31 protein-coding genes are annotated in these 23,498 nt (G+C 68.6%); 7 read left to right on the top strand and 24 right to left on the bottom strand.

What is annotated here, in order from left to right:
- Positions 1-77: 77 nt before the first annotated feature.
- Positions 78-431, top strand: a complete 354-nt coding sequence (locus AC1D29_RS18305) for a cupin domain-containing protein (RefSeq protein WP_477899992.1) — start codon at positions 78-80, stop codon at positions 429-431.
- Positions 432-457: 26 nt separating this feature from the next.
- Here the strand turns inward: AC1D29_RS18305 and AC1D29_RS18300 are convergent, their stop codons facing one another.
- Positions 458-2,431 (bottom strand): hybrid sensor histidine kinase/response regulator, encoded by a 1,974-nt coding sequence (locus AC1D29_RS18300; protein ID WP_477899990.1) that lies wholly within the window; start codon positions 2,429-2,431, stop codon positions 458-460.
- A 281-nt stretch (positions 2,432-2,712) separates the two neighbouring features.
- Between AC1D29_RS18300 and AC1D29_RS18295 the strand changes: the two genes are divergently transcribed.
- Positions 2,713-2,910: a hypothetical protein gene (locus AC1D29_RS18295; protein WP_477899988.1), complete on the top strand. Its 198-nt coding sequence runs from the start codon at positions 2,713-2,715 to the stop codon at positions 2,908-2,910.
- Positions 2,911-2,937: 27 nt separating this feature from the next.
- Here AC1D29_RS18295 and AC1D29_RS18290 read toward each other — a convergent pair whose 3' ends face one another.
- From AC1D29_RS18290 to AC1D29_RS18280, 3 genes are read right to left on the bottom strand one after another with little or no spacing between them, the layout of a single operon-like run.
- Positions 2,938-4,416, bottom strand: a complete 1,479-nt coding sequence (locus AC1D29_RS18290; RefSeq protein WP_477899986.1) for a M81 family metallopeptidase — start codon at positions 4,414-4,416, stop codon at positions 2,938-2,940.
- 12 nt (positions 4,417-4,428) lie between these two features.
- The gene (locus tag AC1D29_RS18285) at positions 4,429-6,327 is read right to left on the bottom strand and encodes a serine hydrolase domain-containing protein (RefSeq protein WP_477899984.1); all 1,899 of its coding nucleotides are present in this window, start codon (positions 6,325-6,327) and stop codon (positions 4,429-4,431) included.
- Positions 6,328-6,340: 13 nt separating this feature from the next.
- Complete coding sequence (locus tag AC1D29_RS18280; RefSeq protein ID WP_477899982.1) at positions 6,341-8,584, bottom strand: TonB-dependent receptor; 2,244 nt, start codon at positions 8,582-8,584, stop codon at positions 6,341-6,343.
- Positions 8,585-8,753: 169 nt separating this feature from the next.
- Between AC1D29_RS18280 and AC1D29_RS18275 the strand changes: the two genes are divergently transcribed.
- Positions 8,754-9,458 (top strand): helix-turn-helix domain-containing protein, encoded by a 705-nt coding sequence (locus tag AC1D29_RS18275; RefSeq protein WP_477899980.1) that lies wholly within the window; start codon positions 8,754-8,756, stop codon positions 9,456-9,458.
- A 6-nt stretch (positions 9,459-9,464) separates the two neighbouring features.
- Here AC1D29_RS18275 and AC1D29_RS18270 read toward each other — a convergent pair whose 3' ends face one another.
- The gene (locus AC1D29_RS18270) at positions 9,465-10,760 is read right to left on the bottom strand and encodes a peptide MFS transporter (protein ID WP_477899978.1); all 1,296 of its coding nucleotides are present in this window, start codon (positions 10,758-10,760) and stop codon (positions 9,465-9,467) included.
- A 104-nt stretch (positions 10,761-10,864) separates the two neighbouring features.
- Here AC1D29_RS18270 and AC1D29_RS18265 point away from each other — a divergent pair, with 104 nt between their 5' ends.
- The 3 genes from AC1D29_RS18265 (at position 10,865) to phaR (ending at position 13,643) form a co-directional block, all read left to right on the top strand.
- Entirely contained in the window at positions 10,865-12,016 is a 1,152-nt protein-coding gene (locus AC1D29_RS18265; protein WP_477899976.1) for an NAD(P)/FAD-dependent oxidoreductase, read from the top strand.
- Between the two features lie 5 nt (positions 12,017-12,021).
- A complete protein-coding gene (locus AC1D29_RS18260) occupies positions 12,022-13,005 on the top strand; it encodes a dipeptide epimerase (protein WP_477900518.1) in 984 nt (327 codons plus the stop codon).
- 86 nt (positions 13,006-13,091) lie between these two features.
- Positions 13,092-13,643 carry a polyhydroxyalkanoate synthesis repressor PhaR gene (gene phaR, locus AC1D29_RS18255; protein WP_477899974.1) on the top strand — a complete coding sequence of 184 codons (552 nt, stop codon included), beginning with the start codon at positions 13,092-13,094 and terminating at the stop codon, positions 13,641-13,643.
- A 182-nt stretch (positions 13,644-13,825) separates the two neighbouring features.
- Here the strand turns inward: phaR and AC1D29_RS18250 are convergent, their stop codons facing one another.
- From AC1D29_RS18250 to AC1D29_RS18160, 19 genes are all read right to left on the bottom strand, one after another.
- Complete coding sequence (locus AC1D29_RS18250; protein WP_477899972.1) at positions 13,826-14,476, bottom strand: hypothetical protein; 651 nt, start codon at positions 14,474-14,476, stop codon at positions 13,826-13,828.
- Positions 14,473-14,919, bottom strand: coding sequence for a hypothetical protein (locus AC1D29_RS18245; RefSeq protein ID WP_477899970.1), 447 nt, complete (start codon positions 14,917-14,919; stop codon positions 14,473-14,475). The genes AC1D29_RS18250 and AC1D29_RS18245 overlap by 4 nt, the downstream gene beginning before the upstream one ends.
- Positions 14,916-15,494, bottom strand: coding sequence for a hypothetical protein (locus AC1D29_RS18240; RefSeq protein WP_477899968.1), 579 nt, complete (start codon positions 15,492-15,494; stop codon positions 14,916-14,918). The genes AC1D29_RS18245 and AC1D29_RS18240 overlap by 4 nt, the downstream gene beginning before the upstream one ends.
- Positions 15,487-16,155 carry a hypothetical protein gene (locus tag AC1D29_RS18235; RefSeq protein ID WP_477899966.1) on the bottom strand — a complete coding sequence of 223 codons (669 nt, stop codon included), beginning with the start codon at positions 16,153-16,155 and terminating at the stop codon, positions 15,487-15,489. The genes AC1D29_RS18240 and AC1D29_RS18235 overlap by 8 nt, the downstream gene beginning before the upstream one ends.
- Positions 16,148-16,402, bottom strand: coding sequence for a hypothetical protein (locus AC1D29_RS18230; protein ID WP_477899964.1), 255 nt, complete (start codon positions 16,400-16,402; stop codon positions 16,148-16,150). Before AC1D29_RS18230 ends, AC1D29_RS18235 begins: the two co-directional genes overlap by 8 nt.
- Positions 16,399-16,815, bottom strand: coding sequence for a hypothetical protein (locus tag AC1D29_RS18225; protein WP_477899962.1), 417 nt, complete (start codon positions 16,813-16,815; stop codon positions 16,399-16,401). The genes AC1D29_RS18230 and AC1D29_RS18225 overlap by 4 nt, the downstream gene beginning before the upstream one ends.
- A complete protein-coding gene (locus AC1D29_RS18220; RefSeq protein ID WP_477899960.1) occupies positions 16,812-18,701 on the bottom strand; it encodes a ParB/RepB/Spo0J family partition protein in 1,890 nt (629 codons plus the stop codon). Before AC1D29_RS18220 ends, AC1D29_RS18225 begins: the two co-directional genes overlap by 4 nt.
- Positions 18,698-18,970, bottom strand: coding sequence for a hypothetical protein (locus AC1D29_RS18215; RefSeq protein WP_477899958.1), 273 nt, complete (start codon positions 18,968-18,970; stop codon positions 18,698-18,700). Before AC1D29_RS18215 ends, AC1D29_RS18220 begins: the two co-directional genes overlap by 4 nt.
- A gap of 1 nt (position 18,971) precedes the next feature.
- Positions 18,972-19,628, bottom strand: coding sequence for a hypothetical protein (locus AC1D29_RS18210; protein WP_477899956.1), 657 nt, complete (start codon positions 19,626-19,628; stop codon positions 18,972-18,974).
- Between the two features lie 3 nt (positions 19,629-19,631).
- Positions 19,632-20,108, bottom strand: coding sequence for a hypothetical protein (locus tag AC1D29_RS18205; protein ID WP_477899954.1), 477 nt, complete (start codon positions 20,106-20,108; stop codon positions 19,632-19,634).
- 8 nt (positions 20,109-20,116) lie between these two features.
- Complete coding sequence (locus AC1D29_RS18200) at positions 20,117-20,416, bottom strand: hypothetical protein (RefSeq protein WP_477899952.1); 300 nt, start codon at positions 20,414-20,416, stop codon at positions 20,117-20,119.
- Entirely contained in the window at positions 20,413-20,649 is a 237-nt protein-coding gene (locus tag AC1D29_RS18195; RefSeq protein ID WP_477899950.1) for a hypothetical protein, read from the bottom strand. Before AC1D29_RS18195 ends, AC1D29_RS18200 begins: the two co-directional genes overlap by 4 nt.
- Entirely contained in the window at positions 20,646-20,879 is a 234-nt protein-coding gene (locus tag AC1D29_RS18190; RefSeq protein WP_477899948.1) for a glyoxalase superfamily protein, read from the bottom strand. Before AC1D29_RS18190 ends, AC1D29_RS18195 begins: the two co-directional genes overlap by 4 nt.
- The gene (locus AC1D29_RS18185) at positions 20,876-21,178 is read right to left on the bottom strand and encodes a hypothetical protein (protein WP_477899946.1); all 303 of its coding nucleotides are present in this window, start codon (positions 21,176-21,178) and stop codon (positions 20,876-20,878) included. The genes AC1D29_RS18190 and AC1D29_RS18185 overlap by 4 nt, the downstream gene beginning before the upstream one ends.
- A complete protein-coding gene (locus AC1D29_RS18180) occupies positions 21,175-21,582 on the bottom strand; it encodes a hypothetical protein (protein ID WP_477899944.1) in 408 nt (135 codons plus the stop codon). Before AC1D29_RS18180 ends, AC1D29_RS18185 begins: the two co-directional genes overlap by 4 nt.
- A gap of 123 nt (positions 21,583-21,705) precedes the next feature.
- On the bottom strand, positions 21,706-22,056 hold the full coding sequence (locus AC1D29_RS18175) for a DUF6232 family protein (protein ID WP_477899942.1): 351 nt from the start codon (positions 22,054-22,056) through the stop codon (positions 21,706-21,708).
- Positions 22,057-22,078: 22 nt separating this feature from the next.
- On the bottom strand, positions 22,079-22,276 hold the full coding sequence (locus AC1D29_RS18170; protein WP_477899940.1) for a hypothetical protein: 198 nt from the start codon (positions 22,274-22,276) through the stop codon (positions 22,079-22,081).
- A 54-nt stretch (positions 22,277-22,330) separates the two neighbouring features.
- Positions 22,331-22,570: a hypothetical protein gene (locus AC1D29_RS18165; protein ID WP_477899938.1), complete on the bottom strand. Its 240-nt coding sequence runs from the start codon at positions 22,568-22,570 to the stop codon at positions 22,331-22,333.
- Positions 22,567-23,082: a helix-turn-helix domain-containing protein gene (locus AC1D29_RS18160; protein WP_477899936.1), complete on the bottom strand. Its 516-nt coding sequence runs from the start codon at positions 23,080-23,082 to the stop codon at positions 22,567-22,569. The genes AC1D29_RS18165 and AC1D29_RS18160 overlap by 4 nt, the downstream gene beginning before the upstream one ends.
- Here AC1D29_RS18160 and AC1D29_RS18155 point away from each other — a divergent pair.
- Entirely contained in the window at positions 23,009-23,491 is a 483-nt protein-coding gene (locus tag AC1D29_RS18155; protein WP_477899934.1) for a YdaS family helix-turn-helix protein, read from the top strand. The two genes, AC1D29_RS18160 and AC1D29_RS18155, sit on opposite strands and share 74 nt — an antisense overlap.
- Positions 23,492-23,498: the final 7 nt, after the last annotated feature.

Here is a 23,498-nt window from a genome sequence, read left to right as displayed (position 1 = left end):
GGGCAGGCTTCAGCACCTGCGTGGACGCACGTCTGCCTAGCATGTCGCTTCATCTGACCTCCCGGAGAGAGCCCGCCATGCCAAACCTTCTTGTCACCTTCAAGCTCGACCAGCTCGGTGAACCGCGCGAATTCAGGCCGCCCGTTGACCGCGTCATCGAGGGCGACATCGTCTGCCGCAACTGGGATGTCGACAGCGCCAAGGATGGCAAGGTGCGGGCCGGCGTGTTCGAGTCGACGCCGGGCGTCAATCGCTCCATCAAGGGCGAGACCTGGGAGTTCTGTCTGATCCTGTCGGGCCTGGCAGAGATCACGGAAGACGGGCAACCGCCCGTGACCTACAAGGCCGGCGACTGCTTCATCATGAAGCCTGGATACACCGGCACCTGGCGAACGCTGGAAACGGTCCGCAAGGTGTGGGTCACCGCCTAGTTCGGCTGTCGCGGGCTCCCAGCCGGTCAGCTCACCTGCGCAAGATCGAGCGCGACATCAATGGCCTCGGCCAGTTCGCGCTGGCCAAAGGGCTTGGAGAGCCTGACGGCGGACGACGGGATGGGCGCGTTGGGTTCCATCTCCGCAAAGCCCGTCGCGATGATGGTGGCCAGCGTGGGCCGCGTGCTGCGCACGACCGCCAGCAACTCGCTGCCCGTCATCGCGGGCATGACCTGGTCGGTGATGACAAGGTCGAAGCCGTTCTCCTTGCGCAGCAGATGCAGCGCGTCCAGGGCGGCGCCGGCGCTGGTGACCTGGTGCCCCAGGTCCGTCAGCAAGGCGGCCGTGCTGTCCAGCACGAGCCGATCGTCGTCCACCAGCAGGATGTGCAGCGGCCTGGGGCCCGACCTGGGCGGCTGCGGTGCTGCGGGAATGGGCACTTGATCAGGCGCTGCCAGCGCGACGGGCAGCCACAGCTGGGCCTCGGTGCCCTCGCCGACGCGGCTGCGCAGCACGAACTTGCCGCCGGATTGCGAGGCCATGCCCTCGACCATGGACAGCCCCAGCCCGGTGCCCTTGCCGACGCCCTTGGTCGTGAAGAAGGGCTCGGTGGCGCGCGCCAGCGTCTCGGCATCCATGCCGGCGCCGGAGTCCGTCACTGACAGCTTCAGGAAGGTCGCCGATGGCGGCGCTCCGGACTCGCCCGCGCTCCCTTCGGCCCGTTCTTCGCTCAACGCGATCGTGATAAGGCCGCCGTCGGGCATCGCATCCCTGGCGTTGACGGTGAGATTCAGCAGCGCCAGTTCCAGCTGATTGGGGTCGACCAAGGCCGCGGGCAGCCCGGCAGGTGCGTCGAAGGCGATGGCGATGGTGGGGCCCAGCGAGCGCCGCAGCAGATCTGCCATGCCCAGCACGAGCCGGGCCAGGTCGACTTCCTCGGGCTTCAGGTCCTGGCGCCGGGCGAAGGCCAGCATCCGCTGCGTCAGCGAGGCACCCCGCCGCGTGGCGTTGAGTGCGTTTTGCACCAGCTTGGCCATGAGCGGATCGCCATCGCCCAGTCGCCGCTCCAGCACCTGCAGGCTGGATAGGATGACCGCCAGCACGTTGTTGAAGTCGTGCGCGACGCCACCGGTGAGCTGGCCTATGGCTTCCAGCTTCTGGGACTGGAACAGCGACTCACGGGTGGCTTCCAGCTTGCGCTGCGCCTCGACCTTCTCCGTGACGTCGCGGGTGATCTTCGCGAAGCCGATCACCAGTCCGTCGTCGTCGCGCACGGCATCCAGCACCACGCTGGCCCAGAACGCCGTGCCGTCCTTGCGCACCCGCCAGCCCTCGCTTTCGAAGCGGCCGTGCTCCAGCGCCATGCGCAGTGCCCGGGCGGGGTCACCGCGCAGGCGGTCTTCTTCTCGATAGAAGGTCTCGAAATGCCGGCCGATGATCTCGGCAGGTTGATAGCCCTTGATGCGCTGGGCGCCGGTGTTCCAGCTGGCCACGAAGCCATCCAGATCGATCAGGTAGATCGCGTAGTCGACAACGCCCTGCACCAGCAGGCGAAACTGCTCCTGGCTGCGGCGCAGCGCGGTCTCCGCCGCCCGGCGCTCGGTCAGATCGCGCGTCACCTTGGCGTAGCCCATGACCGTGCCGTCGACGGCGAGGATGGGGTCGATCACGACGTGGGCCCAGAACTGCGTGCCGTCCTTGCGCACGCGCCAGCCTTCGCCCTCGAACTGCCCGCGCGCGGCCTCGGCAAGGGCTCGTGCAGGAACACCCGCCGCTCTGTCCTCGGGCGTGTAGAAGTCGGAAAAATGCCTGCCGATGATCTCCTGCGCGCCGTAGCCCTTGAACCGCTGGGCGCCCGCGTTCCAGCTCGTCACGGTGCCATCGGCATCGAGCATGTAGATGGCGTAGTCGGTGACGGCATTGACAAGCAGGCGATAGCGGTCGTCTTCGGGAACCCCGGCGACAGATCTGCGGATTGCTGGCGACTGTTCTTGCGGCATGTCGGCGGTTGAATGCGAGGGGTGCCACCGGACCTCGCGGGAGTCGAGCTGCCGTGGAGCACGCATCCGGCACCATATGGATGTGCTTAATCGCACAAGATTAAGGCGAATGGGGCCCCTGGCTTGTCAGACAACCACCTGATCCGGCCCGCGACGCGTCTCCCCCAAAAGGGGGAGATATCCCCCATCGCCGCGGCGGCATCCCCCTTCGTTCCCCCTCATGGGCGATGGATTCGTCACGGGGCGCCGCCGAAACTGGCTTCATCGACACCGGAGCCACCATGCAAACCCAGCCCGCCGCCATCACCGAAGACGCCGTCCTGCAGATCCGCAACACGCTGCGGCGCCTGCGCGCCCTGCATGATCCCGCGGCTCAGAGCAGCGCGATCGGCAACATCTGGCGCGTCGTCGAATCGCCCAAACCCGATGTGGTCGCCTGGGAAGACACCGAGATCGACGTGCGGCGCATGGTGCTCTGACCTGCCCGCGCAGCCGGCAGGCCGCCGCTAGTCCAGCGGCCAGATCGGCCGGGGCAGGTGCCGGTAGGGCAGGTGGCCGAGATCGGACTGCAGGCTGCCCGGCGAATCGGCATAGACCGTGGCCTTGGCGATGTCGTCGAAGCCGGAACGGAAATGCTGCGTGGACTTGACGACGACCAGGCGCCTGGCCTTGGGGTCGATGCCCAGCTCGGTGAAGCACTGTTGCGAGAACACCTGCTGGCGGATGCTGTTCAGCACGATGTCAATGCCTTGCACGCGCACGGCGGCGGCGGCGCCCAGCGCATCGAAGCCACCCGGCGTCAGGCTGCGCTGGCGCGCATCGCCGCGGCAGGCCAGCACCTCCACATCCAGGTCCAGCGGGTCGCCCGACATCGGGCCCACCTTGCCGCCGATGCGCATCTGCAGGCGGGCGCCGACGCCCGCAGCCGTCGCGATGGCCACGGCCTGAGGGTCCCAGATCATGCCCAGCGCGACGTCGCGGATGCCGCGCTGCAGCAGCTCGTGCAGCACGAAGGTGGCGTCGCCCGCTGCACCGCCACCGGCGTTGTCGGCGGTGTCGGCCAGCACGACAGGGCCGGGCGCACCGTCCATGGCTGCGATGGCCGCGTCCAGCGCGGCGCGCAGCGGCAGGCGTTTGGCGCTGGCGCGCTCCCGCAGCGCGTAGAAGGATTCGGCCAGTTCCGCCAGCAGCGCGTCGGCCGCCGCCGTGCCTGCAGCCGTGTCCCGGGCCAGCACCAGCAGCGCCGCGCTGGTGTGCGGCGTGTCCGCCCACGGGAAGCCGTGCAGCGCCGATGCCGACACGATGCCGGGCAAGGCCTCGCGCGCCTGCAGCGTCTGCACGAAGCCGCGCATGGGCCCCTCCGTCGTGCCGAAGATGCCCAGCATGGGCACGCGCCGCCAGTGGGCCTTCAGCGCCAGCTCCCCGCGCGACATCGCGCCCAGCATCGCGTGCAGTTCCTCGCCGCGCGCGGCGTAGTCGATGTGCGGGTACTCCTTGCAGGCCACCAGCGCGGCGCCGGACTCGACCATCGCCGGACTCAGGTTGCAGTGCAGGTCCAGCAGCGCGCCGATGGGCACGGCCGGGCCGACGATGTCGCGCGCCCGCTGCAGAAGGTCGCCCTCGCAGTCCGGGTAGCCCTGAGCCAGCATGGCACCGTGCAGCACCAGCAGCACGGCGTCCACCGGCAGCGCGGCGCGCAGGTCGGCCAGCAGCTCGTCGCGCAGCTGCTCGTAGTCACCGCGTGACAGCGGGCCGGACGGCTGCGCCTCGGCATACAGCCCCGGCAACAGCGTGTCGCCCTGGCGGGCGGCTGCCGCCAGCACGCCCATCAGCGTCGGCTGCGCGACGATCTTCTGCAAGGCCTGCGGGTCGCTGCGCTGGATCAGCACGCCCTCGCGGAAGGACTTCACGCTCGTGGGCAGCGGCGAGAAGCTGCTGGACTCGTGCACCATCCCTGCCAGGAACAGCCGCAGGGGCTTGCTCATGTTCGACCTCGCTCAATAGTTCTGGTTGAAACCAATCAGGTGGTGGTACCAGCCGACGACCAGCAGCACGGCGAAGGCCAGCAGCCACACCACCGCCATCACGCGGCTGGCCATGCCAGTTTGACGGAAGGCGTTGCGCACCTGCCAGCCGGCTGCGATCAGCCCGCCAATGGCAGCGACGGCCGTGGCGAGCTGGGCCAGCGGCAGCAGCAGGCTGATGTCGGCCAGGTCTTCCAGCAGCACCACGGCCCAGCCCCACAGCGCGATGCTGACCAGCGCCAGCACGCTCGCGCTGCGCAGCCCGGTGATCGGCTTCGGCGGAACGGCCGTCACGCCATGCCGGCGGCGCAGCACGGCGGCCACGGGCCACAGCAGTGCGGTCACCAGCAGCACGGCCAGCGCCGCGCACAGCACCAGCAGCACCGGCGGGCTGGCCAGGAATGGCACGGGCTCGAAGACGAAGGCGAAGGCGAAAGGCTCCAGCCCCCAGTGCTTCACCTTGCCGTTCTCCACCGCGGCCTGCAGCCGGCGCTTGCCATGCTCCTCCTCCCAGAAATAGGGCTTCACCTCGCGGTAGGTGCTGCGCGAGCCGGCCAGGTCGATGGACAGGCGCCCGTCCTCCAGCGCCTGCACCTTCAGCGGGCTCAGCAGCTGCAGCACGGACAGCCAGCTGGAGTCGCCGCGACGCGTGCTGCGGTAGGCGCCGGCCATCTGCTGCGCATGCTGCTTGGCCGTGGCTTCGTCGACTTCCGGCTTGGTGGCCGGCCGGCCGTCGGGCAGGTAGCGGTCCGCGAACGACTCGAACAGCTTGTCGCGCAACCACGCGCCCTGGCGCTCGTGCCCGGCGGCGTTGACCGACACGTAGATGCCGATGCCGTCGTCGACGAACAGCAACAGGTCGCTGTGGAACAGCACCGTGTCGCCGCCGTGCGCGAGCACGCGGTGACCGTTGATGTTCTGCTCATAGAAGCCCAGGCCGATGCCCGCCAGACCCGGCAGTGGCCGCGTGAGCTGGCTGTGCATGAGCTTGACGGTCTCGGGCTTGAGCAGCTGCGTGTCGCCCAGCTTGCCCTGCTGCAGGAAGGCGAGCATGAAGCGACCCATGTCGGCGCCGGTGGACGACATGCTGCCCGCGGGCGGCATGCTGATGATCTCGAAGCCCTTGGCCTTGTCGTCCTGGCTCATGTAGCCCTGCGACATCTGCGCCTTCAGCGCGTCCGGCAGCGGCTGGCGGAAGGTCGAGTTCTTCATGCCCAGTGGGCCGAGGACATGCTGGTCGATGTAGTCGTCGAAGCTCTTGCCGCTGGTGCGCTGGACGATGTAGCCGGCCAGCGCGGTCGCGTAGTTGGAGTAGCCGGGCGTGGTGCCGGGGTCGTAGATGTAGGGCGGGATGTAGCCCTTCAGCACCTTGCCGAGGTCGGGCGTGACGGGCGCGTAGGTCAGCAGGTCGCGCGCGGTCTCCTCCAGGCCGGTCGTGTGTGTCATCACGTGGCGCAGCGTCAGTGCCTTGCCGTTGCGCGCCGGGATCTTGAAGTCCAGGTACTGGTTCAGGTCCACGTCGAGGTTGAGCTTGCCTTGCTCGACCAGCTGCATGACGGCCGTCCACGTGAAGAGCTTGGACACCGAACCCGGGCGGAACAGCGTCTTGTTCGCGTCCACAGGGATGTTCTTCTCCCAGTCGGCCAGGCCATAGCCCTTTTGCAGTAGCGGCTGACCGTCCTTGACGAGGACGACGACGGCGCCGGGCACGCGCGCGCCTCGCAGCGCGCTGGGCATCAGGCCGTCCAGCCAGGCTTCGGCATCGACAGCCGTGAGCGCGGTGGCCGGCTTGGGCTGGGCAATGGCGGCCGGGAGCGCCCCGACCACGGCGGCCAGCGCGAGCAGGCGCAGGCTCTTGAACAAGGTCTTCATGCGGGTTCCAGGTTTAGAAGTTGAAGCTCAGGTTCGCGCCGACGGTACGCGGCTGCGCCGTCGTCACGTTGAGCGGCAGGCCGAAGGCGGTCAATGCCGTGTCGGCGCCCAGGACGGCGCGCTTGTCGGTGAGGTTGCGCACAAAGGCCGACAGCTGCCAGGCGCCGAACGCCACGCCCCACTGCGCGTCCACCAACGTGTAGGCCGGCTGGCTGAAGTTGGGCACCGAGCTGCCCGCCTGGTCGAAGCCGGCGTTGCGCTGGCCCACGCGGCGCACGTTCAGGCCGGCGTAGGACGGGTGGTTGGCGATGTCGAAGGCGTAGCGCAGGCCCAGCGTGTAGGCCAGCTTGGCGGTGTTGGGCATGCGCGAGCCGGCCGGGCCCAGGGCGGGGGCGTCCTCGGTCAGCTTGGGATCGGTGTACGCCAGGCTGCCGTCCAGGTTCCAGTGCGCGTCCAGCTTGTAGTGCGCGGCCAGTTCGAAGCCGCGCACGCGCGCCTTGCCGGCGTTGACGACGATGGTGCTGGCACCAATGGCCTTGGGCTGCTGCAAGTCCTTCCAGCGGATGTCGAACAGGGCGGCCTCGATGTTCAGCGCCTTGTCCAGCAGGTCGGCCTTGTAGCCCAGCTCGTAGCTCCACAGCGTGTCGTGGCCGAAGGTCTTGGGCGTGTCCGGGATGACCTGGCCGTTGGCGTCGATGGCCGGCGAGTTGGGGCCGCCCGGGCGGTAGCCGCTGGCCGCGCGGAAGTAGACGTTGCTGGTCTTGTCCAGCGCGTAGCGCAGCGTGGCGAGGTAGGTCTTGGCGGTGTCGTCGCTGGGCGCCGAGGAGCTGAGCACGTCGTTGACGAAGACGGTGTAGACCTGATCGTTCTTGGCCACGCGTGCGCCCAGCGTCAGCGACCAGATCGGGTCGATGTTCCAGGTCAGGTCGCCGTAGAAGGCATGCTCCCGGTAGCTGGAGGGCTGGCCGGTGGTGGTCAGCGTCATGTCGCCGCCGCCGCCCGCGGCTTGCGCCCACAGGCGCTGGCCGACGTGGCCGGTTTCCTTGTCGCGGTAGTAGCCCAGCAGCCACTCCAAGGTGCCGCGTGGCGAGGTCAGGCGCAGCTCCTGGGTCTGCTTGCGCAGCGAGAACCTGTTGTCGAGCGCGACGAAGTCGAAGGCCGGGTTGTTGCCCAGCAGCGCCGTCGCGTCCTGGCCGGTGCTGCTGTCCGTGCGCGCCGTCGACGCGATGGCGTTGAACCGCGCCCAGCCGAAGTCGTACTCGAAGTCGGCCGACGTGAGCCGGGTCTTGATCTTGTAGGGTTCGCTGGTGTCCAGGTGGCGGGTCAGGTCGCCGTACAGCGGCTGGCCGGTGGCGATGTCGTACTCGACGACGTTCAGCCCGTTGCGCTGGATCTCCTGCTGCGTCGCCGTCAGGCGCACCTTCATCTTGGACATGGGCTCCAGCAACAGCGACAGCCGCGCGCCGCGCGTGTTGCCATCGTTGATGTGCTCTCCCGCGGCCTTGCCCACGGCCTTGATGTAGCCGCCCTCGTGGTCATTGAAGGCCGCCACGCGCAGGGCGGCGACGTCCTGGCTCAGCGGCACGTTCAGCACCGCATGCTCGGTGTGGCCCAGCGCGCCGCCGCGGCTGCTGCGCGCGCCCAGGGCCACCTTGCCGGAGAACTGTGTGCTGTCGGGCTCGTTGGTCACGTACTTCAGCAGGCCGCCCATGGCGCCGGCGCCGTACAGCGTGCCCTGCGGGCCGCGCAGCACCTCGATGTGGTGCAGGTCCAGCAGCGACAGGTCCAGCGCCGTGTTGGCGCCGCCCACGAAGGCGCTGCTGGAGCCGAAGGCCACGTCGTCGATGTAGACGCCCACCGTGGCGATCTGCTGCTCGCCGACGCTGACGCCGCGCATCGTCACTGCGCCGCGGCCTGGGCCGCCGGAGGTCTTCACGTCCACGCCGGGCAGCGTGCCGACGTAGTCGCTCAGCGACGCGGCGCCGCCGCGCTCCATGCCTTCCGCGCCCAGCGTCTCGACGCGCAGCGGCACGTCGCGCACCGGCTCGCGGCGGCGCGTGGCCGTCACGGTCACGACGTCGAGCTTCTCGGTCTCGCGCGCGGCCTTGGCCTCAGCCGCGCCGCCCTCCGCGGCGGGGGCGGCTTGCGCCCACAAATTGGGCGCGCAGAGAGCCCCGAGGCAGGGCACGAGCAGCGCCGCGAGCTTGTGGCGTCTGGGCGGCGTGGTGGGGCGAGCGAAGCGGGTGGACCGGCTCATGGGGCACTCCTTGGTCAGAAGATTTGTTCCGATCCATGAAGTTTCCAGTTTGGAAAATTCTTTCCCATCGGTGTAAACCTTATATGAACCGGCGTGCGGCCTAAGGGCATATGGGGAGACGGCCCGCCCAGGGGCTGCCCTAAGATGGAGCGACTCTTCCCAGCGCGACATGGCCACACCCACCGTCAATCCCGGCGACCACATCCGCAGCGTGCGCAAGCGGCTTGGCCTGACATTGAGCCAGGTCGGCGAGCGCACCGGCCTGGCGGTGTCCACGTTGTCCAAATTGGAAAAAGGCAACGTCTCGCTGTCCTACGACAAGCTGATGCTGCTCAGCAAGGGCCTGGGCGTGGACATGGCCGAGCTGCTGCACGACGCCCCCAGCGCCCGCCCGGCGCCCAGCGGTGGCGGCCGGCGTGTGGTGCACCGCGCCGGCGACGGCCAGGTCGTCGACACGCAGAGCTACCAGCAGACCTACCTGGCGTCGGAGCTGCTGAACAAGCGCTTCACGCCGCTGATCGTCGAGGTGCGGGCGCGCACGCTGGAGGAGTTCAAGGTCGAGTTCGGCGACCTGATCCGCCACCCCGGCGAAGAGTTCGCCTACGTGGTGGAGGGCGAGGTGACCTTCCATTCCGAGCTGTATGCGCCGGTCACGTTGAAGGTGGGCGACTCCATCTTCTTCGACAGCGAGATGGGCCATGCCTACCTGAAGGCGGCGGAAGGCCCGTGCCGCCTGGTGGCCGCCTGCGCGCCGCGCAACGGCCATGACGACAGCATGGCGCAGCACTTCGTCGAGGCTTCGCAGCGCCTGGCGGCGCCGGCTGAGAAAGCGGCCACGCCGGCCAAGCCCAAGGCGCGCGCCGCGCGCCGCTGAGTCCCGTCAAACCGCGTCGGCCTGCGCGCGCTCCATGCGGCGCAGCAGCGGCACCAGTGCCAGCAACGCCGCCGCGGCCGTGCCGGCGATCGCGGCCAGCGCCGTGAAGAAGCCTGCCGGCCCCAGCGCCTCCCAGCCCCGGCCCACCACGCCCGACATCAGGTTGCCGCCGAACGACGCCAGGAACCAGGCCGCGATGACCGTCGCCCCCATGCCCGGCGGCGCCATGCGCGCGAACAGGCCCAGCCCCACGGGCAGGATGTACAGCTCACCCAGCGTGTAGAGCACGAAGAACAGCAGCACCCACAGCGCGTTGACCGGCTGGCCGCCGCTGGTGGCCGCCAGCAGCGCCAGCATCAGGTAGGACAGCGCCACGCCGGCCGCCCCCATCGCCATCTTCTGCAGCGATGCCGGCTCGCGCCCGCGGCCCGCGGCGCGGCGCCAGCCCGCCACCACCAGCGGCGTGAACATGAAGACGAACAGCGGGTTCAGCGACTGCATCCACGTGACCGGCACCGTGAAGCCCCACAGCACGCGGTCCACGCTGGTGTCCGCCCACACGGCCAGGGTGTTGCCGCTGTGCTCGTAGGCACTGCGGAACACCACCACCGCCAGCGCCACCCACAGCAGCGGCAGCAGGTTGACGCCCTTGCGCACGGCGGCCGGGTCGTTCTGCCCGGCCTGCCGTGAGGCCATCGGTCGGTCCGCCGGCAGGTAGCGCCCGCCCATCACGTAGATGACCAGGCCCAGGCACATGCCCACGCCCGCCGCGCCGAAGCCGATGTGCCAGCCGTACAGCTCGCCCAGCGTGCCGCATACCAGCGGTGCCAGCAGCGCGCCCAGGTTCACGCCGACGTAGTAGATGTTGTACGAGCCGCCGCGGCGCGGGTCCTTCTCGTCGTAGAGGTCACCCACCTGGCTGGGCAGGTTGGGCAGGAACAGGCCGTTGCCCAGGGCGATCAGCAGCAGCGCGGGAAAGAACAGTGACTCGAACGCCAGCGTGAAATGCCCCATGGCCATCAGCGAGCCGCCGATGAGGATGGCGCGCCGTCGGCCCAGCCAGCGGTCGGCGATGTAGCCGCCGAAGATGGGCGTCAGGTAGACGCCGCCGGTGTAGGCGCCGTAGATCAGCGACGCGTCGGCCTGCGGGAACTGCAGGTGCCGGATCATGTAATAGATCAGCAGCGCCTTCATGCCGTAGAAGGAGAACTTCTCCCACATCTCGGTCAGGAACAGCACCACCAGGCCGCGCGGCTGGCCGAACCACTGCGCCTGCGCGCGGGGTTGCTGGGAAGCGTCCACAAGCTCTCCTCAAAAGCGGCGCCGATGCGCCTGAACAAGTATTGCTCTGTGTTTTTCGAAATGGTACATTGATTTTCCATTTTGGAAACAACATGCACCAAGCCGTGAGCGAAGCGACAACGAAGAATGTGGACTGCATCGTCATCGGCGCCGGCATTGCGGGCGCCTCCGTGGCCGCATCGCTGGCGGGCTGCGCGAGTGTGGCCGTGCTGGAGGCCGAGGCGAACGCGGGTTACCACTCCACCGGCCGCTCCGCGGCGCTCTACTCGACCATCTACGGCAACGCGACCATCCGCGCCCTGACGCGGGCCAGCCATGGCGACTTCGTCGCCCCGCCACACGGCATGGGCAAGCAGGCGCTGCTGCGCCAGCGCGACACCTTGTTTCTCGTCGGCACAGGGCAGGAGCCGCTGGCCGAAGGCTTTGTGGCCGCTGCCGACATCCGCGAGCGCACCACGACGATGACCGCCGACGCCGTGCTGGCCCGCGTGCCCATCCTGCAGCGCGGCCAGGTGGCGGGCGCGCTGCTCGACACCGGCTCGGCGGACATCGACGTGGACCTGCTGCACCAGGGCTTTCTGCGCCGTGCCCGCGAGCAAGGCGCGCAGCTGCATCTGGGCACCGGCCTGCTGGCGCTGGAGCGCGACGGGGCCAACTGGCTGGCGCACACGGCCGGCGGCAGTTTTCGCGCCGCCATCGTCATCAACGCGGCCGGCGCCTGGGCCGACAGCGTGGCCGCGCTGGCCGGCGTGCAGCCGGTGCCGCTGCAACCGCTGCGCCGCACCGCCGTGCTGATCGATTTGCCCGACGGCGTGGACGCGACCCACTGGCCCGCGGTCGTGGCCATCGACGAGAGCCAGTACTTCAAGCCCGACGCCGGGCTGCTGCTGATCTCCGCCGCCGACGAAACGCCCAGCCCGCCCTGCGACGCCCAGCCCGAGGAGCTGGACGTGGCCATCGCGGTGGACCGCTTCGAGACGCTGACGGGCCGGCCCGTGCGGCGCGTGCGCCACCGCTGGGCGGGGCTGCGCGTGTTCAGCCCGGACCGCACGCCCGTGGTTGGCTTCGAGCCGTCGGCGCCGGGCTTCTTCTGGTGTGCAGGGCAGGGCGGCTATGGCATCCAGACGTCGCCGGCGCTGGGCCGCGCCGCTGCGGCGCTGGCGCTGGGCCGGCCGCTGCCCGACGACCTGATCGCGCTGGGCGTCGAGGCGCGGCAGTTGGCCCCCGAGCGGTTCGGCCGCGGGGCGCGCGCTTGACCGCCGTGGACCTGGCCTATCGCGTGCGGGCGCTGCCGCTGCACGAGCCCGTCGAAATCGCCGCGCACCGCTTCGTCGACGTGTCGGTGCTGCAGGTCAGCCTGCGCGACGAGGGGCACGAAGGCCGCGGCGAGGCGGCCGGCGTGTACTACCTGCAGGACCGTCCCGCGGACATGCCTGACCGGTTGGAGGCGGTGCGCAGCGAGATCGAAGCCGGGCTGGACCGGCAGGCGCTGCGCCGGCTGCTGCCGCCAGGCGGCGCGCGCAATGCGCTGGACTGTGCCTTGTGGGAGCTGGACGCCCGGCGCCAGGGCTGTGCGGCCTGGCAACTGGCCGGCGTGCCCACGCCGCGGCCGCTGCGCACCACCTTCACGCTGGGCGCGGCGGACCCTGGTGTGATGGCCGCCGGCGCGTGCGCGTTTGTCGATGCGCTGGCGTTGAAGCTCAAGCTCACCGGCGACGCCGACCTGGACATGGCTCGCGTGCATGCCGTGTACCGGGCGCGGCCGGACGTCTGGCTGGGCGTGGATGCCAACCAGGGCTACACGCCGGCCAGCATCGCGGCCCTGCTGCCCGTGCTGGTGGACTGCCGCGTGCAGTTGCTGGAGCAGCCCTTCGCCCGCGGCCGCGAGGCCGACATGCGCGCGCTGGACCTCCCCATTGCCACGGCCGCCGACGAAAGCTGCCTGGACCTGGCCGAACTGGAACAGCTGCCCGGCCTCTTCGACATGGTCAACATCAAGCTCGACAAGTGCGGCGGCCTCACCGAGGGGCTGATGATGGCCAGGCGGGCCCGGGAACTGGGCCTGCGGGTCATGGTGGGCAACATGTGCGGCACCAGCCTGGCCATGGCACCTGCCTTCGTGCTGGGCCAGCTCTGCGATGTGGTCGACCTGGACGGGCCGCTGTTCCTCGCGTACGACCCAACGCCCGCGGTCCGCTATGCGGTGGGGCGCCTCTACAGCAGCGCCCAGGTCTGGGGCAGTTGAGGGTGTGGCGTGCCCCAGGTAAACCCGTTCAGAGTGACGGCCAGGGACTGCCTAGAATTTGCTGCACCGCACCAGGAGATTCCCGCATGGCGACTGCCCGCAAGAAGCCGGCATCCACGACTGAGCAAACCGGCGCCGAAAAGGCCAAGCCCGGCATGCGCATTCTCAAGAAGTACCCCAACCGTCGTCTCTACGACACCATCACCAGCAGCTACATCACGCTGGCCGACGTGAAGCGCATGGTGCTGGAGGGCATCGACTTCGAGGTGCACGACGCCAAGACGCACGAGGATCTGACGCGGGCCATCCTGCTGCAGATCATCCTGGAGGAGGAAACCGGTGGCGTGCCGATGTTCTCGACCAATTCCCTGGCGCAGATCATCCGCTTCTACGGCCACGCGATGCAGGGCGTCATGGGCGGGCTGCTGGAGCGCCAGATGCAGGCCTTCACGGACCTGCAGTCGCGCTTCACCGAGCAGACGCCGGGCGGCATCCCCTTCACGCCGGACGCTTGGACCGGCCTGATGGGCGGCTACGCCGAGCAGTCCAAGTCGCTGATGAACCAGTGGCAGGAACAGTTGAAAAATGCCGGTGCGCTGTTCCCATTCACGGTGCCGCCGGGCAGCAAAAAGCCGTGATGCGCGTTCATCGCCGAAAATACGGCGATGAACGACTCCGCCACCCTCGCCGCTCCGGCCGCCGCGCCCAAGATCGGCTTCGTCAGCCTTGGCTGCCCGTAGGGCACGGCATTTAAACCCGCTGAATGACCATGAAAAAGGCCCGCATCAGCGGGCCTTGTCGTTGGTGCAGACGTCTGTACCTAGTGCGGTTTGCTTTCATCCGCGGACATTGCGGCCTGCTTCTCGACGACGTCTACCAGCGCCTTGACGTTGGCCGAGCCCATACCGACCGCGACGACGCCTCCGCCGGCGGTGGGCAACAGGACATCGGGCATATCGGCCAGCGGCTTGAAGTTGGAGCGACTGAAGCGCTCGGCCCATTGGTGGCGGCCGTCAGAGTCGGGGTTCAAGGTGCCGGCGCAGATGTCGCGCACCGCCTGCTCGATGCGCTCCCGGGCTTCGTCGTCGCTGCTTGCGATGAACTGGCCGGCGAAGTTGGTCGGGCGCAAATAGCTGGGCTGTTGGTCGACGCAAACGGGCTTGTCGGGGTCCAGTGCCATGACCATGACCTCGTGCGTTGCGCCTGGCAGATTGATCGTGGCGGAGGGCCAGCCAGGCACGTCGCGCAGGCTGATGCAGGCGACGGCAACGCAGGGCCACATGGGGTGCGAGAACGGCGCGTAGACAGCCCACGCGCACGTGTTCAGCTCCATGGGTGGCGCGGTGCCGTGCTTGGCCCGCTGAGCATCGAGGATCGACTTCAGGTTGAAGCGCCAGGCGCGGCCGTGGGTGCCGACGTGGTCGGGCTGCTGGTACGGCAGTTTGTGGACATGAGGGGAGCGGAGCGTCATTGCGGCTTGCCCTCCATGGGGTCGGGCACCAGGCCGCCGGCGGTGTGCGCCTCGACGTTGAAGGCCTTGTCGACGACGTCGCTGACGTCCAGGAACATCAAGCCGGCCTTGCTGCAGTCCATGCCCAGCGCGTTGAACAGCTGGGCGGTGGCCGCCTGGTCGCGCAGCTGGGCGTCGACATCGCCGGCGTAGTCGGCGGCCTTGGACTTCATGCGGACGATGCCGGCGGCCTGGTCGATCCATGCGCACGAGTAGCTCGGCTGCACGTCATAGAAGAACTCGGCCATGCCGGGCGTGTGCAGCACGACGGCGCCGCCGAGATCGTGCCGCTTGAGTACGGCCTCGATCTCGGCGCGTGCGATCTTGAGCCGCGCCTGGTCGGGCGCGTCGAGCGAGTAGGCGCGCTTGGTTGGGGCCGGAATGGTCGGCGGCTTCGAGATCATGCGTCGCTCCCTTGGCTGTGCTGCTCGCTCGGCGTGTAGCTGTAGCGACCCAGTGACATGGCGAAGCGCAGCGCCATGGCGGCCGTCTGGATGGACTCGGAGGCGACGTCGTCGGCCGTGACCTTGTGCGGCTCGTAGGTCATCTGCAGGTTGGCCTTGGTGAGCTCGCCGAATTCTTCGCCGAGGATGGCGATGGCATGCAGCGCGTCGTTCGGCCAGGTCGGGAACTTGACCGTTGCGCGGTCGACTTCGGCCAAGATCTTGTCGAGATTGCGGATGGTCCAACGCTTCAGCGTCACGGCCTCGGCGTTGCCGTCGACGAGCTGCAGCAGCGCGCCCGGAATGCCAGCCAGGCCGTCGGCGGCGAACATCGCGGCCGCGTAGCGCTTGCCGTGGATCACGAGCTCGTCGCGGTCGACGTCGATGGAGAGCCAGCTGGGGCGTGCCAGAGCTGCGACAGCGGCCGTCAGCGCGGCTCGCATGTCATCGAGCGTCTTCTGCATGCTGTAGTACTTCAGGCCGGAACCCGAGGCGCGCAGGATGTTGTCCAGATGGATGTCGATCTGCTCAGCCATGGGCCACCTCCGCGGCCTTGGCCTGGCGCTCGTCGACGTCGCGCAGCACGGCCTGGCGCCACTCGGCGCCGTCCTTGGCGTAGAAGCCCAGCAGGTAGTGCAGCGTCGCGGCTTGCTCGCGTTCGGACTTGAACGGGATGTCTTGGCCACCGAGGCGCAGCATGTCGGCGAACGACCTGCAGGCGAAGTTCGGCCGGCCGAGGATCTCGATGACGTCGGGCGTCAGCTCGCCGACGGCCCAGTTTTGCGCCAGGCGGTCCTCTGCGGCCTTCGCGCGCTCGAACATGGCTTCGGCTGCTTTGCTGGCCTCCAGCGCCTGCTCGCGCCAGGTGACGGGCCACAGCGGCCCGCAGCCATTGGGGCACGGTTCGCTGTGGCTGCCGCCGGCGGTGACGGTGCCGACGTTGACGTTGAGGCTCTGGCGGATGAGCTGGAACTCGCACTTCGCGCAGCGCATCACACCGGGTGCAATGTCGGCGCGACGCTTGGAAAGCACCTGGTCAATCAGCTGCAGCAACAGCAGGTCGTTGAGCGTCTCGACGCGGCCGTCGACCTTGGCCTGCAGGTTGAGCCGGAGCGCGGCGAGCTGGTCGTCGGTCATCAAGGTCCTGGCGCCGGCGTGCAGCTCGGCCTCGTGCACGGTGATGGTCGGATCAGCCACGGACTACCTCCAGTGGGTTGCTCATGACGCGCAGATGGCCCTGGCCTTGCCAGAAGTTGCGCTGGCAGTTGTGGGCGACGGCCTCGACCTCGCGGGCGACGAGGGGGCTGGCGGTGATGACGTGGCCGTCGTCGTCGACGATGGCCAGGCGGGCGGGCTTGCCGTCGACGGTGACGCGCAGGCCCTCGTGGGCGACAGCGCTGATAACGACGCCTTCAATGGCGCCGGTGGGTTGGGTGCCGATCATGTGGGGCTCCTGGTGGTGGACGTGGCCACGAGCTGCAGCTCGTAGAGGCCGGCCGGCAAGGCCTGGCCGGTGGGGGTGAGGCGCAGGCCGTAGCCGTGCGCGGTGGACTTGGCCAGCTTGGCGACGACAGTGGCCGCGACTGCTCCGTGCTGCGGCTGCACGGGCGGTTCGCCCGTGGGGCGGTCGGCCCAGGCCTCGACGGGCTCGTCGATCCGCGTGCCGTCCGTGGCGCTGAGCCACCCGTGCTCGCGGTCATGGAAGGCCAGCCAAGTGCCAGGCTGGCCAGCGACGCGGACGATGACCGTGCGCTCGGTCGCCGGCGGGATCTCCGGAGAGAACCAGGCGATGACCTCGACGTGCATGGGCAGCGGCGGCTCGATGGCGTGGCGCGGCGAGGGATGGACGCCGATCAACCCATCACCTCGTCGAGCAGGCCACGGGAGGCGGCAACCCCGCCGGCGGCCGCCGGCGTTGTCGAACTGGATACGCCGGCGGAGCCGGCGCCCTTGGCCACCTTGCCGGCGGAGCCGGCCTGGCTCTTGGTCTTCGCCGCAGGCGGGTGATTCGGGAACGGCCAGGCCTTCACCGGCGTCAGCGCGGCCGCAGGCTTGCCCGTCGACGTGCTCGGCGCCAGCGCAGCCTTGGACGCGGTATCGGCGGCCGCAGAGCCGTCGTCATCCTCGACCTCGTCGGCCCCTTCCTCCTGCGCCCGCGCAGCCTTGGAGGGGGTAGGGGCGGGCTCGTCGGGCAGCTCGACGCCGTAGTGTTTGGCGGCCGCCAGCAGCGCGGTGGGTTCCTCGTCGAGCTCCCAGCGGTCGACCTCGACCCAGCGCGCCAGCGCGCAATCCAGCAGCAGCAGGCCCAGCTCGTCGGCCGTCATGGTTTCGACGCGAGCGGTCAGATGGTCGAACTGCTCGACGCCGTAGACCTGCTTGAGCGTGCTGCGCTCCGGGTATTCGTCCAGCAGGCCCAGTAGGCGGCCAATGACCAGGCGCATGTCGAACGTGCTGCGAGGTGCTGCCCGCGCTGCGTCCCGCACCAGGTGCATCCAGCGGAGGCGCTGCTCGCTCAGCCTGGTCGCCTCGGCGTCGTCCTTCAGGCGTTGGGCTTCGTAGTCTTCTTGGCGGCGGTCGGAGGACGAGCTGTTGCCCTTGGCCTGCGTCCCTTGGCGCGTGCCAGCCGCAATCAGTTCACTTTCCTTGACCGCCTCGAACGTCTTGCCGGTGCGTGGGCACTGGATCACTACCTGCGTGGGCGCGAAGACGCCCCCGAGCTTCGCCGTTGCGCGTTTGAGCTCATCCTTGACCTTCGCCAGCGGAAGGTAGCCGCCCTTGATCTCGCCCGTAGCGCTGACGATAACGCGCGCCTTGTTGCCATCGATGACGGCGCGGCCCTTCTTGCGCAGGTCCTCGGCCTGGTTCTTGAAGTGGGCAACCTTCTTGGCAGCGAAGCACTCGGGGTCAGTGCAGACGTTTGGACCGAGGTTCTGGCGGCTGTAGTGGTGGGTCTTGCGGTCCTCGGCCACGTCCTGGTATTCGGGCGCGTTGGCGCTGCGCTTAGGGCATGTCGGGCACGCGCCGGCGCCGGCCAGGTCGGTCGCGTCGATGGGGAAGGGAGCGGCCTTGAGGTCGAGCGTGAACTCCTCGTTCAGCAGGTCGCGGATGTTGCGATAGCTGCTCTTGCCGCCGTCGTCCAGCTTCCAGTACTTGGCCTTGATACGGGCGAGGGCCTTGCCCTGCAGCTTGTCGCTGCGCAGCCTGGCGACGAGCAGCGCCACCTCGGCGCCGATCTCGCCGGCCACGCAGGCCTTGCGGACTTCATCGCAGGCCTGCAGCAACTTGAGTCGGCTGTAGACATACGTGCGGCTTTTGCCAGTGCGCTCGGCGATGGCGTCGGCCGTGTCCTTGTGACGCTCGATGAGTGCCTGGAAGCCTGCAGCCTCCTCGAAGGGGTGCACGTTCTTACGCTGCAGGTTCTCGGAGATCTGCGCACGCTCAACCTCCTCGTCGGTCATGACGCGGACTTCGCAGCGGGCGGTGGGCAGCTGGGCCCATGCGACGCCGCGCTTGCGGCAGTGGCCAAACACGATCTCGTAGCCGGTGACGGCATTGGGGTCGTCGGTGCCCTTGAACAGCTCGGGCACGCGCGGCCGCACGAGCAGGGGCGACAGGTTGCGGCCGTGGCTCTTGATGTCGGCGCCGAGCTCGGCGATGTAGGCGTCGTCATAGACCAGGCGCGGCTGCGTGGGGCTGTCGTGCAGCTGGTCCAGGGGGATGTCGAGGTATTGCACGGTGCTCATGGCTGCCCTTTCAGGAGGTCGTCCGCGCTCTTGACGCCGAGGAGGCCGAGCGCTTCGTTGATGTGGATGTGACGGCCGTTGAACCCGCGCACGTCGCGGGGGTCGTCGGTTATGACGACAGCGCCGTGAGCGGGCCAGTCGGCGCGCCGGTCGTTGCGGGGCTCGCCGGCGTCGATGACCTGGCGGAGGTGGAGGTGCTTGGCCAAGTGCTGCGCGATGAGGGGCTTGCGGGTGCCCTGCGGCCCGTGGAGGAGGACGGACGTGGCCATGTCAGGTGGCCTCCGCCTGCTTGTCTGCCAGGCGCTGCAGGTGGTAGGTGGTCGGAGAGACCTTCACGCAGCGAAACACGCGCTCGGGGCGCGTCTTGCGGTACTTGATGACGGCCTTGTTGATCGAGGCGACGTAGGCGCTGGGCACCTCGACCCAGGTGTTGGGCTTAGCGAGCTTGTCCAGCAGCGGGTTGTATTGCGACTGCCCCTTCGCGCCGCGACCGCCGAGGATCGGCTCGACCAGGGTGCCGGTCTGCACAGCAATGCGGCTCACGTCCAGCATCGGCAGGCGCTTGCGGGAGACGCGAGGAGCAGGCGCTGGCCTGGCCATGAGCGTCGGCGTGGGCGCGAACACGCCGCCGGCGGCGGGTGTGTCTGCGGTTGGGTTGAAACTCTTGGCCTCGGCCAGCGAGTCGTTCAGCGGCGTCCAGTTGGCCAGGCCAGGGCCGGCGCTGTAGACGTCCGAACGGCCAATGCGCTCGGACAGCAGGAAGTCGGCGTCCTCGGCCGCGCCGAGCTGGGCGGTGGCTGTCTGCGATGTGCCGCCCCAGCGGCCGCAGATCTCCTGCAGGGTGAGCTTGCGGCCGGTGTTGACCTTGAACCAGGCGCAGGCGTGGGCGGCCAGGCTGCCGGGGCGGGGGGTGTAGTTGTTGGACATGGGTCAGACCCCCACCGGAAAGAAGCGGCGGTCGCCCGTCGGGTCGGGCAGGAAGTCGGCATGGCCGGTGACCTGGATGAACGTCACCTTGCGGTCGCTGGGCCGCTTGGTGGGCGCGCGGCCCTCGCCGGGCCACTTGGCCAGCGCGTGGCGGTCGACCTTGGCGTGGAAGGCGGCGGCGTTGTGCAGCGTGCGGCGCAGCGCGTACATGACCAGGCCGACCTGGTCGCGGTAGTGCGCCTGCTTGATGTCGATGACGTCGCGCGGCGTGATGTGGGTCATGTCGAACAGCGACCACTGGCCGGCGTGATGGACGGCGCGGAGCAGCGTGGCGCGTTCGCCGTGCTGCTTGACCGGGTGCAGGTCGACCTTGGTGCCGTCGGGCCAGATGACCTCCTGGCGAACGCTGAGGACCTCGGCGTGGTGCTCGGGGCACAGCTGGATGACGCTGGCCATGGCCAGCAGGGAATCGTGTGTCATGGGGTTGCTCACTCGTCGGGGTGGACGTACTCGCCGGCAGCGGCCGCGCGAGGATCGAAGGGGTGGGGGTCGGTGCGGCGCCGCTCGGTGCGAGGCGGGCCGGCGCGCACGGGTGGCGACGGCGGCGGCTCGACGACGGGCTCGGGCGGGAGGACCTGGCCGTTGGCGATGCCGATGGCGCGGTTGCGGATGCAGCTGTAGAGCGTCCAGTAGGAGCGCAGCTCATCGAGCGACGGCGTGCCGGCCTTGCGCATCTGCGCATAGGCGCGCTGCAGGTGCTCGTTCGTGACCTCGACGGGCGGGGTCATGGCTGCTTCTCCTGGCCGCAACGCTGGCAGCGGAAGCAACGCAGTGCAACGCCGCGCCAACGAGCGACGGGGCGGTGGCCATCGCGGACACACAGCTCTGCAGAGCTCAGACGGAAGGGCGCACGGAAGCGGTCGGGCTGGCCATGGATGAAGGCCTTGAGGCTGGCGACCTCGGCCGGCGTCAGGCGTGCGCCGTGGTCGTGCTCAATGAGGAGGGGGAAGGGGAGGATCACGACGCTCTCCCTTCGTCGTGCTGGCGGCGCTTGTGGGCGAGCACGGCCTCCTGGCCGCCGGCTTTGGCCAGCAGCCGCGGCCAGCTGGTGAATCCCTCGCGCTGGGCGATGGCGTCCAGCGCGGCCGTGTGCTTGATGCCGAGTTCCTTCTTCAGGTCCTTGGCCTGGCGCTTGAACTTTTCGACCTGCACCAGCGTGACGTTGGGGAGCTGTGCGAGGGGCGTGCTCATGACTGCCACCCGTCGCGCAGCACGCATGCCGACATGAACAGCGCGTCGGCATCGCTGATCGACATCGCGCTGACGCCCCCGGCGGGGATGAGCTCGGGCGCGTCGAGCGCGCCGCGGTGGTCAAAGAAGACCTTGTAGTCCGCGGTGAAGTCGGCGCAGGCCACGATGCGCACCTGCTCGTCGACGGGCTGACGGCGACCGGTGTAGTGGCGGCCTGGGTAGAACACCCATTTGCCGTCGATCTTCTTGGACCGGACGCCGCCGGTGACTTCGTCGAGGTAGACCTTATCGGCGCTCACAGTGCCGCCTGCAGGTTGTCGATCTCCCGCCGCACGGCCAGCCATTCCTGCGCCAGCGCCTGGTGCTCACGGCGCATGGCGCGCCGGCGTTCCTGGAGGCAGGGGGAGTGCTGGTGGCGCTTGGCCATGTCGATGGCGCGCTGCAGGGCTTCGCCCATGTCGGCTTCCAGCACGTCCATGCGGGCGCGCATGGACTTGAGCTGCCAGGCCAGGTAACGCGCCTTGGTGCGGCGGTACAGACGTCTGCACAGGCCGGGCCCGCGCGGCGTGCGGTTGGCGCGAACGGTCTGACCGTTGGCGAGCTGGTCGAACGCCGGCAGCTGGCCGCGGTCGTCGCTGATCAGTGGGGCGTGATCGTCAGCCCAGGGGCTGAGTTCGATCGCGTCGGAATGGATGACTTGCATGTGGCCTCCGTCGTGTTGACGGGGGCGACTCTAATGCAAGCAAAACTAGCAATGCAAGTGAAACTAGCAAAGCGAGCAACAAAAATGGCCCCTAGGGGCCTTGGTTGCTGCGCGACTGAGCGGTTACCGGGCGCTGATGGCCTGGGCGATGGCGGCGCGAATGCTTTCAATGTGGTCGCCGTTGGTGGACTTCAAGGCGATGGTCTCGCCGCCGCCGCTGACGAGGACCAGGCGGCGCAGCATGACCTGGCTGTAGATGTAGAAGGCGCAGGCGAGTGAGATGACCAGCATGGCGGGTGCGTTGATGGCTGCGACTAGGCTGACGGCAAGGATCAGGCCTGCCAGCCAGGGGATGCCTGGCTTGGTGACCTTGACCGAGCCGACGTTGCGGACGGCGAAGGTCTGGCCCCCGAGTTCGATGCGGTTGCTGGTGACGAGGACGTCGCCGCCGCGCAAGTATTCGGTTTCTTCCATGTGGTTCTCCCTGTGGTGGCTGTTATGTCTCGGTGGGCGGCTTGGAGGCTGATGCGCCCGTGGCTGGCGGGATGCCGATATAGATTTTGCAGCGCAGGGGGCCGTTGACGATGACGTCGCGAATGCCGAACGGAAGGGAGGGCGCGTCTACGGGCGCCTTGGGGTGGATCAGGCTCTGGAAAAACTGCTGGAACTCTTCTGTGTCGCGGCCGCCCGGCATCTGATTACTCCTTGTTACGCAGCTGAATTTAGCCGGATGCCATCCCTAGAGTTGTTAGAAGTGAAGGGGAAAATTCACCACCAGGATGAGCAGGGCTGCTGCGGCGAGCAGCCATCGCAAGGGGCTGGACAAGCGGTCGTGGCCGCACCACATGCACGTGGCTGTGTGGGCCCAAGTGTCGCGATGGCATTGGGGGCACTTGCGCGCGTGATCGGCGTCGGGGGTGGGCCGCTCGGCGGCGCCGATGTAGATCTCGCACTCGACGGGCTGGTTGACCTCGACGCGTTGGGTCATGACGCCGCGGGCTCCGGCTGCTGAGTGGTGGCCATGTCGCGCAGCTTCAGGTCGACCGCGCGGATGAACCGGGTGAATTCGTCGTTCTTGTTCTTGTGGTCGATCTGGGCCGCGATGTTCAGCGCCACGGCTCGGAACTCGGTGGCAGCAGGTTGGAGTAGGTGCTTGACCATGGCCTTCTCCAGGCCGGCCAGCTGCGACACCGATAACTCGGCGATCTGGTCGCGAGTGATGACCTGGAAGGGCCAGGCGGCAGCCGTGTAGGCAGCGCGCTGTTCCTTGGCGGTGAGGGCGGGTGAGCCCATCAGTTCGTCCAGCGGCATCTCCAGCGCGGCGGCAATGTGTTGCAGGCGGCGGTGGCGGGGCACGGTGGTGCGGTTTTCCCACTGCTGGACTGTCTGCCAGGCCAGTGGCTTGGCCAGGCCCTCCAGTTCGCTGATGCGGTTGGCCAGCTGCTCGTGGCTCAGCTTGAGCTGGATGCGGCGCGTCTTGATTCGGGCATGTATGTCCACGCCTGCAAGTTTTCCTTGCGTAGTTGGATTGGACAACACAAGTATTTCTAGCATTGCTAGTTTTGCTTGCATTAGACTGCGCGCCATGAACTGCACCAAACCGGAATCTGAAGCGGCGCGCGAAGCTGTTCGCGTGCTGGGTGGGCCCAGTAAGGCGGCTCGGTTGTTGGGTGTGCCGAAGGCGCGGCATCAGACGGTCCAGTCATGGATGCGGTCACGAGTGCCGGCGGAGTACTGCCCGGACGTGGAGGCGGAAACGCGGGCGCTGGGCTCGGTGGTGCCTTGCGAGCGCTTGCGCCCCGATGTGCGCTGGGGGCGCATCCGAGGTGTTCCGCCGGCTGCGGGCGAGCCTGACGGCGAGCAGTGTGGTGAGGCGGTGGGCGACGCGGGCGCGGCTGCGGCGCCTTGAGTCGCTT

The organism is Roseateles sp. P1_C6 (assembly GCF_056406315.1).
Note: the sequence above shows the minus strand (reverse complement) of the source record. Positions and strands in the feature narration are given on the sequence as shown.

Bases quoted from the DNA above. Each gene is read 5' to 3' on its own strand.
- AC1D29_RS18305 (WP_477899992.1), top strand. From the start codon at position 78: ATGCCAAACCTTCTTGTCACCTTCAAGCTCGACCAGCTCGGTGAACCG.
- AC1D29_RS18290 (WP_477899986.1), bottom strand. From the start codon at position 4,416: ATGAGCAAGCCCCTGCGGCTGTTCCTGGCAGGGATGGTGCACGAGTCC.
- phaR (WP_477899974.1), top strand. From the start codon at position 13,092: ATGGCGACTGCCCGCAAGAAGCCGGCATCCACGACTGAGCAAACCGGC.
- AC1D29_RS18170 (WP_477899940.1), bottom strand. From the start codon at position 22,276: ATGCCGGGCGGCCGCGACACAGAAGAGTTCCAGCAGTTTTTCCAGAGC.
- AC1D29_RS18210 (WP_477899956.1), bottom strand. From the start codon at position 19,628: ATGTCCAACAACTACACCCCCCGCCCCGGCAGCCTGGCCGCCCACGCC.
- AC1D29_RS18295 (WP_477899988.1), top strand. From the start codon at position 2,713: ATGCAAACCCAGCCCGCCGCCATCACCGAAGACGCCGTCCTGCAGATC.
- AC1D29_RS18240 (WP_477899968.1), bottom strand. From the start codon at position 15,494: ATGGCTGAGCAGATCGACATCCATCTGGACAACATCCTGCGCGCCTCG.
- AC1D29_RS18175 (WP_477899942.1), bottom strand. From the start codon at position 22,056: ATGGAAGAAACCGAATACTTGCGCGGCGGCGACGTCCTCGTCACCAGC.
- AC1D29_RS18190 (WP_477899948.1), bottom strand. From the start codon at position 20,879: ATGAGCACGCCCCTCGCACAGCTCCCCAACGTCACGCTGGTGCAGGTC.
- AC1D29_RS18205 (WP_477899954.1), bottom strand. From the start codon at position 20,108: ATGACACACGATTCCCTGCTGGCCATGGCCAGCGTCATCCAGCTGTGC.
- AC1D29_RS18230 (WP_477899964.1), bottom strand. From the start codon at position 16,402: ATGATCGGCACCCAACCCACCGGCGCCATTGAAGGCGTCGTTATCAGC.
- AC1D29_RS18165 (WP_477899938.1), bottom strand. From the start codon at position 22,570: ATGACCCAACGCGTCGAGGTCAACCAGCCCGTCGAGTGCGAGATCTAC.
- AC1D29_RS18180 (WP_477899944.1), bottom strand. From the start codon at position 21,582: ATGCAAGTCATCCATTCCGACGCGATCGAACTCAGCCCCTGGGCTGAC.
- AC1D29_RS18220 (WP_477899960.1), bottom strand. From the start codon at position 18,701: ATGAGCACCGTGCAATACCTCGACATCCCCCTGGACCAGCTGCACGAC.
- AC1D29_RS18300 (WP_477899990.1), bottom strand. From the start codon at position 2,431: ATGCCGCAAGAACAGTCGCCAGCAATCCGCAGATCTGTCGCCGGGGTT.
- AC1D29_RS18280 (WP_477899982.1), bottom strand. From the start codon at position 8,584: ATGAGCCGGTCCACCCGCTTCGCTCGCCCCACCACGCCGCCCAGACGC.
- AC1D29_RS18275 (WP_477899980.1), top strand. From the start codon at position 8,754: ATGGCCACACCCACCGTCAATCCCGGCGACCACATCCGCAGCGTGCGC.
- AC1D29_RS18215 (WP_477899958.1), bottom strand. From the start codon at position 18,970: ATGGCCACGTCCGTCCTCCTCCACGGGCCGCAGGGCACCCGCAAGCCC.
- AC1D29_RS18155 (WP_477899934.1), top strand. From the start codon at position 23,009: ATGCGGTTGGCCAGCTGCTCGTGGCTCAGCTTGAGCTGGATGCGGCGC.
- AC1D29_RS18285 (WP_477899984.1), bottom strand. From the start codon at position 6,327: ATGAAGACCTTGTTCAAGAGCCTGCGCCTGCTCGCGCTGGCCGCCGTG.
- AC1D29_RS18200 (WP_477899952.1), bottom strand. From the start codon at position 20,416: ATGACCCCGCCCGTCGAGGTCACGAACGAGCACCTGCAGCGCGCCTAT.
- AC1D29_RS18250 (WP_477899972.1), bottom strand. From the start codon at position 14,476: ATGACGCTCCGCTCCCCTCATGTCCACAAACTGCCGTACCAGCAGCCC.
- AC1D29_RS18245 (WP_477899970.1), bottom strand. From the start codon at position 14,919: ATGATCTCGAAGCCGCCGACCATTCCGGCCCCAACCAAGCGCGCCTAC.